The organism is Flavobacterium sp. N2038 (assembly GCF_025947185.1).
Classification (GTDB): Bacteria; Bacteroidota; Bacteroidia; order Flavobacteriales; family Flavobacteriaceae; genus Flavobacterium.
In genome coordinates, this window is record NZ_CP110001.1 from 3,608,685 (window position 1) to 3,622,571 (window position 13,887).

Here is a 13,887-nt window from a genome sequence, read left to right on the forward strand (position 1 = left end):
ATTATTCTTTTAGCAATACTATAAAGCAATTTCGGAAATAAATCGTTATAATAATGAATACCAAATTGTTAAATATTTGTTTTTAGAAATATTCGTCAATTGTTACTTTCAGAACATCTCTCAATTCACTTAATATCATAGCGGTCGCTCCCCAAACAATATGATTTTGAATATTAAATGCGGGAACCTGAGCATTGGCTGCATAAGAAGTTGACAACGTGGCTTCGATGATTATTTCATCATCCAAAAATACAGATAAAGGCAATTCTATAATACCGGCAACTTCTCTAATATCAGGATAAAATGACAGTTCTTCTTTTGCAATTCCTAAAAAAGGGTGCACCAAAAAATTACTTGGCGGAATATACATTGGGGTAAAATGCTTAATAATTTTGATTTTTTCAGGAGCAACACCTATTTCCTCATGCGTTTCTCTTAAAGCAGTTTCTTCAAAATTAGCATCTGTGTTCTCATATTTCCCGCCCGGAAATGCAATTTGCGAAGAATGAACTCCGTTGTAAGCATTCCTGACAATTAAAACCAAATGTGTTTTTCCCTTTTTAGGATATAACAACATCATCACTGCAGCTATACGGGGATTTTTTGATCCTAAATCAAGATTTTTAAGTTCTTGAATTCTTTCCTTAGGTGCCATTTTTATGTGAGCGAACGTCGCCGGCAATTCAACTGGAATTAAATTAGGAACATATTGCAAAAAATCTTGAAAATCCATAAGCAAAGTTTATTTTTGTACTTTCAAATAAAATATAAATATACTCTAGAAAACGCGGTTCTACAAGTTTTCTAAAAACCAAAGTCATAAAAAATGTACAGTAAAGAAGAATCACAAAGAATAAAAAGAGAATTTTGGGTAGCATTTGCCGAAAAATATCCCAGAAAATGGGTTCTCTATGACACTAAAATTAAAGATTTCTCTTTTAAATTTTTTGTTGACAATAAAAAAGTACAGGTTTTAATTGATATTGAACATCGAAGCGATGAAAAACGAACTGCTTATTTTGAAAAAATTGAAGCTTTAAAAAATATTCTGGAAGAAGAATTCATTAAGGATTTGGTCTTCGAGAAAAACTATACTTTAGAAAGCGGCAAAACAATAAGCAGAATTTGGGTTGAAAAACAAGGCGTTGGCTTTAGCAACCGAAACAACTGGGATACCATTTTTGATTTTTTCAACGAAAAAATGCACGCACTGGAAATGTTCTATCTGGAGTATGATGAGTTTATTAAGGATATTGAATAATCAGGAAGATGACAAGATACTAAGGCTCTATCCCGATAGCAATCGGGACTAAGTTTTTTTTCTGAATTCGACACCATAAACACAAATCATTATTTTTTGTTTTTCAAGCTCTTCAAGAAAGGATAAAACATCCCGAAATGGATTTTCAAAATATCTTGTTAAGTGGCAAAAATCTTTTGTTGTTTTAAGGAACTCGTAAAAAAAATAAGGATCAATATTTCCGACACTTTCCCTATTCCCTAACGAAACCTCAAGAGTTTGTCCTGTTGTCAAATTTTTAAACATGCAATGTTCACCATGAACATCAAAAGACCAGTTATCACTAAGGGTTTCGCTGCCATTTAACACATCAGCATTTTCAATTTCATAATAATGTCCGGCTATTATTTTGTCTTTCTCCGGCTGATCAGTCTCATTTACAAGTTTATCAATTAATTCCTCAGCAATAGTTTTAAAAGTATCCATTGCTGTTAGTAATTGATTTACTTCATTAGCTTCAAGCTTCAACATATAAATACAATCAGCCTAGACGCTAAAAATATTATACAAAATAATATGATCGTCGTAATTGATATAAAGCTGTTTGCGATAATCTTGTTTTTTACGGGTAATAATTGAAAGCTTACATTCTTTTCCATCATTATCTTTACACATAAAAGAATATACAATATCAGTATCATTCTCTTCTCTTTCAATATAATCAAGGATACTAAAGAGTTGAATTTCCTGCGAATACACAACAATTCTATGCTTATTAGTATCCAAAACTATCGAAAGATTTACTAAATCAAGATTGGACCACTCGCCCCATTTTCCTTTTTGATTTTTCTCTAAAACACTAAAACCCGAAGTCTTAAAGTTGTATGACTGACTTTGTGCTTGCTGAAAACCAAATACCAGAAAAAGTAATGGTATAAAAATGCGTATAAAATTCATAATGTATTTCTTGCAGATAATTAAAACTCAAATGTAGCTTTTTCTTCGCTGGCAACTTTAAAATCAGCTATCATTTGTTGAATAATTTGCTCAACAGGCAAAACCTCGTGTATTAATCCGGCTATTTGCCCAATTTCAAGTTCACCTTCTTCCAGATCACCTTCAAACATTCCTTTCTTGGCTCTGGCTCTTCCTAAAAGCTGTGCTAAATCTTCTTTTGACGGGCATTTTTCATACAGTTCCTGAACATCATTATAAAATTTATTTTTAACCAGACGAACCGGAGCTAATTCTTTCAATGTCAAATGTGTCCCGCCTTCTTTAACATTAACTATCGTTTGCTTAAAATTATTGTGTGCTGAAGATTCTATAGAAGCTGCAAAACGGCTACCCACCTGCACTCCATCAGCACCCAAAACCATTGCAGCAAGCATTCCTCTTCCAGTTGCGATTCCGCCTGCAGCAATCAAAGGAATTTGTATTTTCTCCCTAACCATCGGAATCAAGGTTAACGTAGTCGTTTCTTCACGTCCATTGTGTCCGCCTGCCTCAAAACCTTCAGCGACAACAGCATCTACTCCCGCTTCCTGAGCTTTTAATGCAAACGTACTACTACTCACTACATGCACTACTATAATTCCTTTTTCTTTTAGAAATGAAGTCCATGTTTTAGGGTTTCCAGCCGATGTAAAAACAATCTTTACACCTTCTTCAACTACAATATTCATGATTTCTTCAATGTTTGGATATAACATCGGAATGTTTACTCCAAAAGGCTTATCTGTTGCTTTCTTGCATTTCTGGATATGTTCTCTTAAAACCTCCGGATACATTGATCCTGCACCTATAAGACCTAAACCACCGGAATTACTAACGGCAGAAGCTAATTTGTAACCACTGTTCCAAATCATTCCGCCTTGAATTATTGGATATTTTATATTGAAAAGCTGCGTAATTTTATTCATTAAAACTGACTGTTATTGTTTGATGATCTTTCCTGTTTTATGTACACTTTCGCTGTCAAAAGTATAAAAATAAAGACCACTATTTAACGCTTCTACAGAAAGAAACGGATTTTGATTTGTAATTTGTTTTTCGATTATTTTTTGTCCTAAAACAGTATAAACAGAAACCGAAGCTGTATACTCCTGATCTGAAAATGAGAAGGCAACCACTGCTTTTGCCGGATTAGGAAATACTGAAAAAACAGAAGAAGCGTCAAAGTTTTCGACTCCCAAAGCAGCTCCAAAATTTGGAATTCCGTAGCCGTAATTGTTATTTGGATTGGAGAATTTATCCGCAGAAGCTAAAATCATTTGCTTAATTTCTTTGTTTGTCTTTGTTGGAAAAGCTTGCCATAAACATGCTACCATTCCTGCCATAATAGGACATGAAAAGGATGTTCCGTTTGCTGTACCAATATTTCCGGAAGGATCTGAGACCACTGCTGCAACACCTTGTGCCATTACATCGGGCTTGATGCGATTATCAAAACTTGGCCCAATAGAACTCGAATCTGATCTTACTTTTGTTGAATTTACAGATCCTACTGCAATTACAGAAACAGCATCGGCCGGTGCGCCAACATGAGGTTCGGCGGTCCTTCCCTCATTTCCTGCAGAAGCCAAAACAATCATTCCTTTACTAAATGCGATTTCGGCACCTCGCGAAACAAAAGTGGTCGTTCCGTTCATATCGCTATACGTATGATTATATCTTGCAAGATCACGATCGCCAAAATACCCTAAAGAAGAAGTAATAATGTCTACTCCTAAAGAATCAGCTTTTTCGGCTGCTTCAACCCAAAGAGATTCTTCTACTGGATTTTCTTCAGCATCAATTTCTGTGATAAAAAGATAGTAAGATGCATTTGGAGCTGTTCCTACCAAGGCATTCTCTGTATAACCTCCCATCGTTGATAATACCGACGTTCCGTGACTTCCTCCTGCATAAAAATTGGCATTTCTTTTGGTAAAGTCATAACCTCCTAAAATTCGGTTATTATTTCTAAGATTTGCAAATGGTTGTGCCGTATTTACTCCTGGAAAACCTGCATCAAGAACTGCAATCGTTTTTCCTTCTCCGGTAAAATTCTGTTGATGTAAAACTTGTCCGTTTAACATTTGAATCTGATTGGCAGAATTACCATAAGAATAATCAATGGCTGTTTGAAGTTCCCTATGAGTCTGAGTCGTTTTATTCTCAGCCACTTTTTTTCCGGCAACATTTAAACTTTTATCTGCAAAATCAACTTTTTGTACAAATGATAATAATTTTAAAGCATCTATATCTGTCTTCGTTCCACGAATATGAAGTGCATTCAACCATTTGGATCGTGCCATAATGGTTATTCCTGCACTACCTTTAATCTGGCTTACAAATGAACTTTCTAAAGGAACATCCGTAATATCCAAAGCAATATTCTGACTCGTTCTTCGATCTAAAGATTTCTGAGACAAGCCTGCCAATGGGTTATTGTAAAAAGACTGCGCATTAGGTTTTGCATTAAAGTAAACCCACGCTTCTTCCTGCGAAAAAACTGTAAACGAAAGAAGTAATAAAAGAAATGTAAAATTGAATCTCATATTATACTTTTTTAACGGAATCTCTTCCTAAGAAAGTATAAAGCTAAGAAATTACTCCCGAACCAACTAATTCATTATCTAAATACCATGCAACAAACTGACCTTCAGTAATAGCAGATTGCGGTTCATCAAAGCGAACATACATACCATCTTCAAATTGATGCAAAGTTGCTTTTTGTAAAGGCTGACGATAACGAATTCTTGCCATCACTTCCATCGATTCTCCCACTTTTAAAGTAAGATCTGTACGAACCCAGTGTACTTCAGAATTTCCAACAAACAAAGCTTTTTTAAACAAACCTGGATGATTGCTGGTTAAACCGGTATAAATTGTATTAGTATCTACATCGGTTGCGATTACAAACAAAGGATCTGTTGTTCCACCGACATTTAAACCTTTTCTTTGTCCGTTTGTAAAATAATGAGCCCCCTGATGTTTACCAAGAACTTTCCCCATTGTTGGGAGATATGCTACTTTTTTAGATTCAGCTCTTAATTGCTCTTCTAAAGATAAACCAGCTGTTTCTTCAACAGTATAAATTGGATCATTTTTATCAATCTGAACAATTTTACCTTCTTTTGGCTGCAATTTTTGTTGCAAAAATTCAGGTAAACGAACTTTCCCAATAAAACATAATCCCTGAGAATCTTTTTTATCAGCAGTAACCAATTCCATTTCAGCCGCAATTTCGCGTACTTCAGGTTTAGTCAAAGCTCCAATCGGGAACAATGCTTTTGACAATTGCTCTTGTGATAACTGACATAAAAAATAGGATTGATCTTTGTTGATATCATTACCGGCAATTAATTGGTAAACCGGTTTTCCATCCACTTCAATTTCGTTTTTCTGGCAATAATGTCCCGTTGCTACATAATCTGCACCAAGACTTAGCGCAATTTTCATGAAAACATCAAATTTGATTTCGCGATTACAAAGTACGTCAGGATTTGGAGTTCTCCCTTTTTCATATTCGTTGAACATATAATCAACGATTTTTTCTTTGTATTCTTCGCTTAAATCAACAGTTTGAAACGGTATTCCGAGTTTTTCAGCTACTAATAAAGCATCATTACTATCCTCTAACCACGGACATTCATTAGAAATAGTAACCGAATCATCATGCCAGTTTTTCATAAAAAGGCCAATAACTTCGTATCCTTGTTTTTGCAATAAATAAGCTGCAACACTCGAATCTACTCCACCAGAAAGTCCAACAACTACTCGTTTCATTCTAAAATGTTTAATTTTTTAAGGTTGCAAAGGTACGCCAAATAATAGATAATTATACTTCTTTTGATTAGTTTATATAATCTCACTGTAAACAAAACCTATCGTTTTTTTTAATTACTTTTAATCATCAATAAAAATGTCATGCAAAAACTTGTTTACAGCTTTGTTTTTCTCCTTTTGGCAACCTCTTTGAGTGCACAAAGATTCAGTGCTACTTTACCCAATTACGAAGCTTACAAAGCTTTTAAGGGTAAACCATTGTCTGATAAATTTTCGAATATAGAATCTGTAAAAGTAATCTACGATTTGAGGAAGCAAAAAATGTATTATTTCAATAGCACACTGATTCCGTTGCATTATGATTTCGTAGTCAATTATTTAAACTACACACAGGATTTAGAAGTCTTTAATAATGAAAACTACAGTGATACTGAAAAAGACAGAGCTTTTTTACTGGGAAATCTTAACCATATTAAAGGAACCGAAAAATGGATTTTCGAACTTGCTGCATCCGATCATATGCCACTTTTTCTTATCGAGCGTTTCTTCAACTTAGTTAAGAATTCAACTTTTATTGGAGAGAATTTAAAATTCTATTTAAATAATCCGGAAAAAATGGAATGGTTTCAAGAGCAGAAATTTAAGATTCCTTGTGTAAAATCAGACTATATTTTTAATGAGATTACCTATCAGGAAGTGGTTGGCGGAACTAATATTGGAATTTTAAAACAATACAAAATCAAAGATTTAGACAAAATAAAACCAAGTCCTGACGAAATTGTAATTTTAGACGGAACACCTGATATTCTGCCAAATGCAAGAGGAATTATTGTAAATGAACTTCAGACTCCATTAAGCCATTTAGTCCTTCTGGGAAAAAACAGAAAAATCCCCATAATGGCATACACAAATGTTTTTAAGGATGGTAACATCCAAAGATTACTATCTAAAAAAGTGGAGTTGAAAATTGAAATTGATACTTTTTATATCAAGGAAACAAACAAAAAAATAGTTCAGAAAACAAATTCAAAAAAGAAACAGTTAGTAATCGATACTACTGTAACCGATTTAGTTAATCTGAATACCATTCCAAAAAAAGGAGTAAATTCTATTGGTTCAAAGGCTCAGAATATGGCTTACTTAATTGCCATTTCAAAAGAACAATCCTTCAAAACACCAGAAGATGCACATGCAATTCCGTTTTACTTTTATATAAAGCACATTCAAAAAAAGTCCATTTCTCCTCTAGTTAAGGAACTTTTAGCTTATCCTCATAAAGACTCAACAGTTTGGATTAACAAGCAATTGAAAAAAATAAGAGATGCTATAAAGAAAGAAAATGTTGATCCCGAATTAATCGCTAAACTCAACGAAACTTTTAAAAATGCAAAATTTAAGAACTTCAGATTCAGATCTTCTACAAACGCCGAAGATTTGGATGATTTTAATGGTGCGGGCTTATACGACTCGAAAACCGGAATTTTAGGCGACAGTATCAAAACTTTCGAAAAAGCCATTAAACAGGTTTGGGCAAGCGTATGGAACGAAGCTTCCTATAACGAAAGAGAACTTTTTGGAATTAACCAGAAAAACATCGCAATGGGAGTTTTAGTTCATCGTTCTTTTCCGGATGAGCTGGCCAATGGTGTGATTATTACTAAAAATATTTTCAGAGAGAATTTTCCGGGAATTACAGTTAACATTCAAAAAGGAGAAAACTCGGTTGTAAAGCCGGAAAAAGGCGAAATCTGCGAACAATTTGTTGCTTATCATTTTAATGACGGAAAAGATGAAACCGATTTTGATATTGATTATACATCAAACTCCAATCTAAACAATAACGAACCTCTATTGAGCCGAAAGGAAATGAGTGACTTATATACTATAAGTAAAAAGATTGAAACTAAAATGTACCGTTATTGGCGTAAAAATCAATTTCATCCCGTGGATATCGAATTTAAAATCGTTGGAGAAAAAAGAGAATTATACATTAAGCAGGTTCGGCCTTTTAATGACTGATTAATAAAAAATCAACAAATCAATTTCGTTGTTTGCTGTATTAATCAGGACAATTCTAAAATCAAAATCTTCAATCTTAATTTTTTCATGAATTGATTTTCTGATTAGTTCCTGATTTAAAGAAAAATTATCATCAAGCGGAATTTTTAAATCTACAGAATTAAGATATTTTGATGCTTTTTTATTAACGATAATCGAGGCAACAATATAAAACCCAATAATGATAGCTTGAAAAAACAATAAAATTTCAATTTTTTCAAACGGATACATAATATCTAAAATAGATAATGTAATTGTTGCAAAAAGAAAGATTATGGCATTTACTGTAAAAGACTGAGTTCTGAATCGTAGTATCGAAAAAATGGCAAATAATCCAAATCCAATTCCAACGCCTATTTCAATTTTTGTAAAAAGATAACAAAGCGAAAAAGTACAAAGCCCAACAATTACCATCAATGGATTTATAGTAGCATTATCTTTTCTGTTGGAGAAAAAATACAAAACCAAAATCGAAAAAAACAACAATAAAAATCGCCCTGCTAATTCGTTTAAATCCATTTAATTAAAATTTTAATAAATCAAATGTAAAAAATAGTTTGCCACGAATTCCACGAATTTTCTCTAATTTTTCATCCTGCATTTAAAAAGACAATATTAATTAGTGAAAATTCGTGAAATTCGTGGCTAAAAAAAATAGTCCGCTTAGCGGACTATATACTTATTTTTTAATTCATTTTAGGTTTCGAATCTGCCTGGTAATTGCTTTTAGGGTCGCTCATATTTACTTCTTTGGTTAATTTTCCTTTTAAGTAAAACTGCCACATTCCCACTTTTTTACCATTTAAGAACTTCCCTTTTGAAGCCATAACACCATCAGAGTCATAAAAAATTGCTTCTCCGTTATATTGATTGTCTTTATAAGTACTTTGCTCTAAAAGAAAAGCATTCTGACCATATTTTTTATAAGTACCATCTTTCAGACCATTTTTATAGGTCATTTCTTCGGCTATTTTTGCATCCGGATAAAAAACTGATTTTATACCTTCCAGTTTTCCATTTTTATAATTCTCAAGCGACATAACAACTTTAGAAGCTTTATGATAGTACTTCCATTCGCCTTCACGTGCTTTTCCAATTTCTTTACCTTCGCTTACTTTGTTCTTATTCTGATCAAAAAAAGTGGTATAGGAGCTTCCATCATTTGCTGTAAAATCTCTTGTAGCCAAGACATCTCCTTTTTTTGTATCATCAAAAAATTTAAAGACACCTGTCTCTTTTCCATGACTAAAAGTTCCCTCATATCTCGGACGTTTAGAAACTTCGTAGGTTCCTTTCCAAACTCCATCTTTCTTGCCATTGGCATCCACTTTATTAAAATCCTGTGCCGACACAAAAAGTGTAGTAAAAAAAAGTAATCCTGTTATTATTCTGTTATAAACCATATTACATTCAATTTTAAACATAAACGAAAATGCTTTTGATAAAGTATTTTAAAAATAAAAAAATCCCGATAAATCGAGATTTTTTTATTGTATTATTTCTTTTTATTCTGAGCTTTTGCAGCTTCTTGTTGTTCCATTACATCTTGCAGACGTTGTTGGAATTTACTTGGCTTTTTAGGCTCTTTTAATTTATTCTCTTGTATTTGAGCGTGAATTTTATCACTGTCAACAATGTAGTTTTTAATTACAAACATAATTCCGATTGTAATTAAGTTTGAGATAAAGTTATACAAACTCAAACCTGCACCGTAACTGTTGAAGAAAATTAACATCATTAATGGCGAAACATAAATCATGATTTTCATCATTTTGGCCATATCCGGCATTCCTTCTTGTTGAGGAGCAGCCATTTGCTGATCTCCAGAAGTCATTTTCATATAAAAGAAAATAGCGATTGCAGCCAAAATTGGGAACAAACTAATATGATCTCCATACAACGGAATATTAAATGGTAATTTTACAACAGCATCAAAAGATGATAAATCGTCTGCCCAAAGAAACCCTTTTTGTCTTAATTCAAAAGCTGCAGGGAAAAACTGGAATGATGCATACATAAACGGCAACTGAATCAATGCCGGAATACATCCTGCCATTGGGTTTACTCCTGCTTTATTATACAGTTTCATTGTTTCCTGTTGTTTCTTCATTGGGTCTTTTTTGTATTTTTCTCCCAATTCTGTAATATCCGGACGTAAAACTTTCATTTTAGCCTGAGACAGGAATGATTTATAGGTAATTGGCGACATCGCCAATTTGATAATAATGGTAAAAATGATAATTGCAATTCCTAATGAAAAACCAATTGTAGAACTTAAGAATCCAAACAATGGAATGAAGATCCATTTATTGATCCATCCAAAAATCCCCCATCCAAGTGGAATAATTTTTTCGAAATTTTTATCATAAGCCTTTAAAGTCTTATAATCTGCTGGACCAAAATAGAAATTCATTTTGTAATCAACTTCCCCATTTGAAAATGCTAAAGGCAGATTTGCACCAAATTGTTTTGTAAAAACAGTATCAATTTTTTCATCTTTAACTAAATTATCTGATTGTAATTTAGAAGTTTCAAATGGCTTGTTTGTTGATAAAATCGAAGCGAAAAAATGTTGTTTAAACGCAACATAACTTACTTTCTCAGGATTATCTTCTTTTACCCCTTGTCCAGTTGAACTTAACGAGCTATATTTCTCATCACCATACTCATACTCCACCTGAGCATAACGATTCTCATAAGAAACGCTTTTCTCATTTCTATACGTTTTTAAATCCCATTGCAAATTTAATGGCTTAGAAGAATTTAAAACTTTATTTAAACCTTGAGAACGTACATCAAAACCAACTAAATATTCGTTTGGTTTCAATACATACTTATATTCTAAGAATTCATTTGCTCCGGCTTTCAAACGCATTGTCAAGATCTGGTCTTCACCTACTTTTGTATACGTTGGCTCAAAAAACAAATCTTTAGAGTTTAAAGTTCTGTTGTCTGTTGTCTGCAACTGAATATTTAAATTAGAATTATTATCTTTAATTAATTCTACTAATTCTTTTGAATCTTTAGAGAATCTTTTGAATTCTTTCAGAGTAGCTTCAACTATATAACCACCTTTATTAGCAATTTTAAGTTTAATCTTTTCGTTTTCAATAGTTGTAAAAGATTCTTTTGCAGAAGGAAGCGTAGCAGAATAAGCAAAACCACCTAAAGTTTTTTGCAAATTAGCCAATTGAACTGTATCACCAACTGTTGTAGCAACCGGCGCTGCAGCTGCAGTTTTAGTTTTATCAGCTTTAGCCTGAGCTTCTTGTTTTGCTACTAATTCTTTCTTGGCTTTTTCAGCGGCAATTTCCTTATCAGAAGGCTGATTTTGATACATAATCCAAATCAAAATTCCAAATATCAATACAAAACCAATGATTGAATTTAAGTCAAATTTTTTTTCTTCCATTATTTAATTAAAAAAGTTATTCATTAAAGGCAATTAGTAACCAGTTGAACTCAAATGTTACATCCTTTTAGAATATTAATTATTATTTTTTATGCGCATTTACTGCAGCAGCCACAAAGTTTACAAAAATTGGATGTGGATTTGCTACTGTACTTTTATATTCCGGGTGGTATTGTACTCCAATAAAAAATGGGTGATTCTCCAATTCTACGATTTCTACCAATCCTGTATCAGGGTTTACTCCAGAAGCTTTTAAACCAGCTTTCTGTAATTCATCTGCATATTTATTATTGTATTCATAACGGTGACGGTGACGCTCTGAAATTGTAGTTTCACCATAAATTTTGTGTGCCAGCGTATTTGGTTTAATATCACATTTCCATGCTCCAAGACGCATTGTTCCACCTTTATCCGTAATTGTTTTCTGCTCTTCCATTAAATTCACAACCGGATGAGGCGTTTTATCGTTCATCTCTGTTGAATTCGCTTCAGCATATCCTAAAATATTACGGGAATACTCAATAACAGACATTTGCATTCCTAAACAAATTCCAAAGAATGGAATATTATTTTCACGTACATAACGAACTGCCTCAATTTTTCCTTCAATACCTCTTTCACCAAATCCGGGAGCAACTAAAACTCCGTCTAAAGAGCCTAATTTCTCCTCAACATTGTCAGCATTAATATGCTCTGAGTGAATAGAAATTACATTTACTTTGGTTTCATTTGCAGCACCTGCGTGGATGAACGCCTCTAAAATAGATTTGTAACAATCCTGCATTTCTACATATTTACCAACTAAACCAATATTTACAGTATGTTTTGGATTTTTTAATCTTTTTAAGAAAGTATTCCAGTTTTTAAGATCCGGAGATGCTTTTTTAGGCAAATCTAATTTCTTTAAAGCTACAACATCTAATCCTTCTTCAAGCATTAAATTTGGAACTTCATATATCGTAGAAGCATCAATAGACTGAATAACTGCTTCTTTCTTAACATTACAGAATAAAGCTAATTTTTGGCGTAATTCCTGAGACAATTCGTGCTCAGTTCTGCAAACCAAAATATCTGCTTTAATACCACTTTCCATTAAAGTTTTTACAGAGTGTTGTGTTGGTTTTGTTTTCAACTCACCTGCAGCAGCCAAATAAGGAACTAATGTTAAATGAATAACAATTCCGTTATTTTCTCCCAATTCCCAAACTAACTGACGAACAGACTCTATATAAGGTAAAGATTCAATATCACCAACAGTACCGCCAATTTCAGTAATAACAATATCGTAATCGCCAGATTTACCCAGCAATTGCATTCTGTCTTTGATTTCGTTTGTAATATGAGGAACAACCTGAACTGTTTTTCCTAAAAATTCTCCTCTTCTTTCTTTTTCAATAACCGAAAGATAAACTCTTCCTGTAGTAACGTTATTTGCCTGTGAAGTAGGAACATTTAAGAAACGCTCATAGTGACCTAAATCTAAGTCGGTTTCAGCACCATCATCTGTTACGTAGCATTCTCCATGCTCATACGGATTCAATGTTCCCGGATCCACATTGATATACGGATCGAATTTTTGAATAGTTGTACGGTATCCTCTTCCTTGTAACAATTTTGCCAAAGATGCCGCGATAATTCCTTTTCCTAATGAAGAGGTCACACCTCCTGTAACAAAAATATATTTTGTTTGATTCATTCTGTAGTTGTTTGTATTGTAGTTGTGTAAAAAACTTGGCAAAAGTACAAATTTAATTAGATAATTTATCAATTAGAGAATGAGATAATTTGCAAATTTTTAATTAGATCGATTACTTGGTTTTGTTATCGATAATTTTAACTTTTTATTAGAGATTTTTTTGAGGATTCTTATATTAATTTTAAAAATCTCTTTTATCTTCCTAAATGCATATTAGATAAAGCAAATATAAAGTAGTGCCCATAAACAATAACAACAGCAGTAAGTCCTAATATTAAACCTATCTTAGAAATTAAAACAGGACTGTTTTTCTTTTTTGCTATATTCATGCCTATTACGCCAAGAAATGCACTAAAAGCCCCAAGAAAAAAAGCTGCCCCACCAAAAAATATCGCAACAAAAAGATCTGTATTAAAAGTATAAAAGTAAATTATTGCTGAAGCTCCTGCTAAAATTGACACAAGTAAAGCTATAATACCAATTACAAAACCAGATTTTGAACTATTAATATCCTTTTGCATGTTTTATTTCTGTTTTTAGTCGCAAATGTAAAAATATACCTGTAATATATAAAAGCTTTTTTTTAGCTATTAAATTGATGTTTTTTTTGATCATAGATACTGTTCTAATTTCATTCGGACAACAAATTAATTCAGGATAATGTTGTTTCAATTGCAAACAGCTTTATACCTGTGACATTAAATTATA

General features: G+C 32.8%; 13 protein-coding genes. 2 read left to right on the forward strand and 11 right to left on the reverse strand.

Annotation, left to right across the window (positions count from 1 at the left end; all coding sequences use genetic code 11):
* Positions 1 to 82: 82 nt before the first annotated feature.
* Complete coding sequence (locus OLM51_RS16005; protein ID WP_264551600.1) at positions 83 to 733, reverse strand: NUDIX hydrolase; 651 nt, start codon at positions 731 to 733, stop codon at positions 83 to 85.
* A 93-nt stretch (positions 734 to 826) separates the two neighbouring features.
* Between OLM51_RS16005 and OLM51_RS16010 the strand changes: the two genes are divergently transcribed.
* Positions 827 to 1,261 (forward strand): DUF4268 domain-containing protein, encoded by a 435-nt coding sequence (locus OLM51_RS16010; protein ID WP_264551601.1) that lies wholly within the window; start codon positions 827 to 829, stop codon positions 1,259 to 1,261.
* 48 nt (positions 1,262 to 1,309) lie between these two features.
* Here OLM51_RS16010 and OLM51_RS16015 read toward each other — a convergent pair whose 3' ends face one another.
* The 5 genes from OLM51_RS16015 to mnmA are packed head-to-tail and all read right to left on the reverse strand — an operon-like array spanning position 1,310 to position 6,013.
* Complete coding sequence (locus tag OLM51_RS16015) at positions 1,310 to 1,771, reverse strand: DUF6896 domain-containing protein (RefSeq protein ID WP_264551602.1); 462 nt, start codon at positions 1,769 to 1,771, stop codon at positions 1,310 to 1,312.
* Positions 1,772 to 1,786: 15 nt separating this feature from the next.
* Entirely contained in the window at positions 1,787 to 2,197 is a 411-nt protein-coding gene (locus OLM51_RS16020; protein WP_264551603.1) for a hypothetical protein, read from the reverse strand.
* 20 nt (positions 2,198 to 2,217) lie between these two features.
* Positions 2,218 to 3,162, reverse strand: coding sequence for an NAD(P)H-dependent flavin oxidoreductase (locus OLM51_RS16025; protein ID WP_264551604.1), 945 nt, complete (start codon positions 3,160 to 3,162; stop codon positions 2,218 to 2,220).
* A 12-nt stretch (positions 3,163 to 3,174) separates the two neighbouring features.
* Positions 3,175 to 4,782: a S8 family serine peptidase gene (locus tag OLM51_RS16030; RefSeq protein ID WP_264551605.1), complete on the reverse strand. Its 1,608-nt coding sequence runs from the start codon at positions 4,780 to 4,782 to the stop codon at positions 3,175 to 3,177.
* 43 nt (positions 4,783 to 4,825) lie between these two features.
* Positions 4,826 to 6,013 (reverse strand): tRNA 2-thiouridine(34) synthase MnmA, encoded by a 1,188-nt coding sequence (gene mnmA, locus OLM51_RS16035; protein ID WP_264551606.1) that lies wholly within the window; start codon positions 6,011 to 6,013, stop codon positions 4,826 to 4,828.
* 141 nt (positions 6,014 to 6,154) lie between these two features.
* Between mnmA and OLM51_RS16040 the strand changes: the two genes are divergently transcribed.
* Positions 6,155 to 8,032 (forward strand): PEP/pyruvate-binding domain-containing protein, encoded by a 1,878-nt coding sequence (locus OLM51_RS16040; RefSeq protein ID WP_264551607.1) that lies wholly within the window; start codon positions 6,155 to 6,157, stop codon positions 8,030 to 8,032.
* Here OLM51_RS16040 and OLM51_RS16045 read toward each other — a convergent pair whose 3' ends face one another.
* From OLM51_RS16045 to OLM51_RS16065, 5 genes are all read right to left on the reverse strand, one after another.
* Positions 8,033 to 8,590 carry a DUF4956 domain-containing protein gene (locus OLM51_RS16045; RefSeq protein WP_264551608.1) on the reverse strand — a complete coding sequence of 186 codons (558 nt, stop codon included), beginning with the start codon at positions 8,588 to 8,590 and terminating at the stop codon, positions 8,033 to 8,035.
* A 167-nt stretch (positions 8,591 to 8,757) separates the two neighbouring features.
* Positions 8,758 to 9,474: a toxin-antitoxin system YwqK family antitoxin gene (locus OLM51_RS16050; RefSeq protein WP_264554299.1), complete on the reverse strand. Its 717-nt coding sequence runs from the start codon at positions 9,472 to 9,474 to the stop codon at positions 8,758 to 8,760.
* A gap of 92 nt (positions 9,475 to 9,566) precedes the next feature.
* The gene (gene yidC / locus OLM51_RS16055; protein ID WP_264551609.1) at positions 9,567 to 11,483 is read right to left on the reverse strand and encodes a membrane protein insertase YidC; all 1,917 of its coding nucleotides are present in this window, start codon (positions 11,481 to 11,483) and stop codon (positions 9,567 to 9,569) included.
* An 82-nt stretch (positions 11,484 to 11,565) separates the two neighbouring features.
* The gene (locus OLM51_RS16060) at positions 11,566 to 13,179 is read right to left on the reverse strand and encodes a CTP synthase (RefSeq protein WP_264551610.1); all 1,614 of its coding nucleotides are present in this window, start codon (positions 13,177 to 13,179) and stop codon (positions 11,566 to 11,568) included.
* A 194-nt stretch (positions 13,180 to 13,373) separates the two neighbouring features.
* Complete coding sequence (locus OLM51_RS16065; protein WP_264551611.1) at positions 13,374 to 13,700, reverse strand: hypothetical protein; 327 nt, start codon at positions 13,698 to 13,700, stop codon at positions 13,374 to 13,376.
* Between the last annotated feature and the right edge of the window lie 187 nt (positions 13,701 to 13,887).

Bases quoted from the DNA above. Each gene is read 5' to 3' on its own strand.
- OLM51_RS16005 (WP_264551600.1), bottom strand. From the start codon at position 733: ATGGATTTTCAAGATTTTTTGCAATATGTTCCTAATTTAATTCCAGTT.
- OLM51_RS16010 (WP_264551601.1), top strand. From the start codon at position 827: ATGTACAGTAAAGAAGAATCACAAAGAATAAAAAGAGAATTTTGGGTA.
- OLM51_RS16015 (WP_264551602.1), bottom strand. From the start codon at position 1,771: ATGTTGAAGCTTGAAGCTAATGAAGTAAATCAATTACTAACAGCAATG.
- OLM51_RS16020 (WP_264551603.1), bottom strand. From the start codon at position 2,197: ATGAATTTTATACGCATTTTTATACCATTACTTTTTCTGGTATTTGGT.
- OLM51_RS16025 (WP_264551604.1), bottom strand. From the start codon at position 3,162: ATGAATAAAATTACGCAGCTTTTCAATATAAAATATCCAATAATTCAA.
- OLM51_RS16030 (WP_264551605.1), bottom strand. From the start codon at position 4,782: ATGAGATTCAATTTTACATTTCTTTTATTACTTCTTTCGTTTACAGTT.
- mnmA (WP_264551606.1), bottom strand. From the start codon at position 6,013: ATGAAACGAGTAGTTGTTGGACTTTCTGGTGGAGTAGATTCGAGTGTT.
- OLM51_RS16040 (WP_264551607.1), top strand. From the start codon at position 6,155: ATGCAAAAACTTGTTTACAGCTTTGTTTTTCTCCTTTTGGCAACCTCT.
- OLM51_RS16045 (WP_264551608.1), bottom strand. From the start codon at position 8,590: ATGGATTTAAACGAATTAGCAGGGCGATTTTTATTGTTGTTTTTTTCG.
- OLM51_RS16050 (WP_264554299.1), bottom strand. From the start codon at position 9,474: ATGGTTTATAACAGAATAATAACAGGATTACTTTTTTTTACTACACTT.
- yidC (WP_264551609.1), bottom strand. From the start codon at position 11,483: ATGGAAGAAAAAAAATTTGACTTAAATTCAATCATTGGTTTTGTATTG.
- OLM51_RS16060 (WP_264551610.1), bottom strand. From the start codon at position 13,179: ATGAATCAAACAAAATATATTTTTGTTACAGGAGGTGTGACCTCTTCA.
- OLM51_RS16065 (WP_264551611.1), bottom strand. From the start codon at position 13,700: ATGCAAAAGGATATTAATAGTTCAAAATCTGGTTTTGTAATTGGTATT.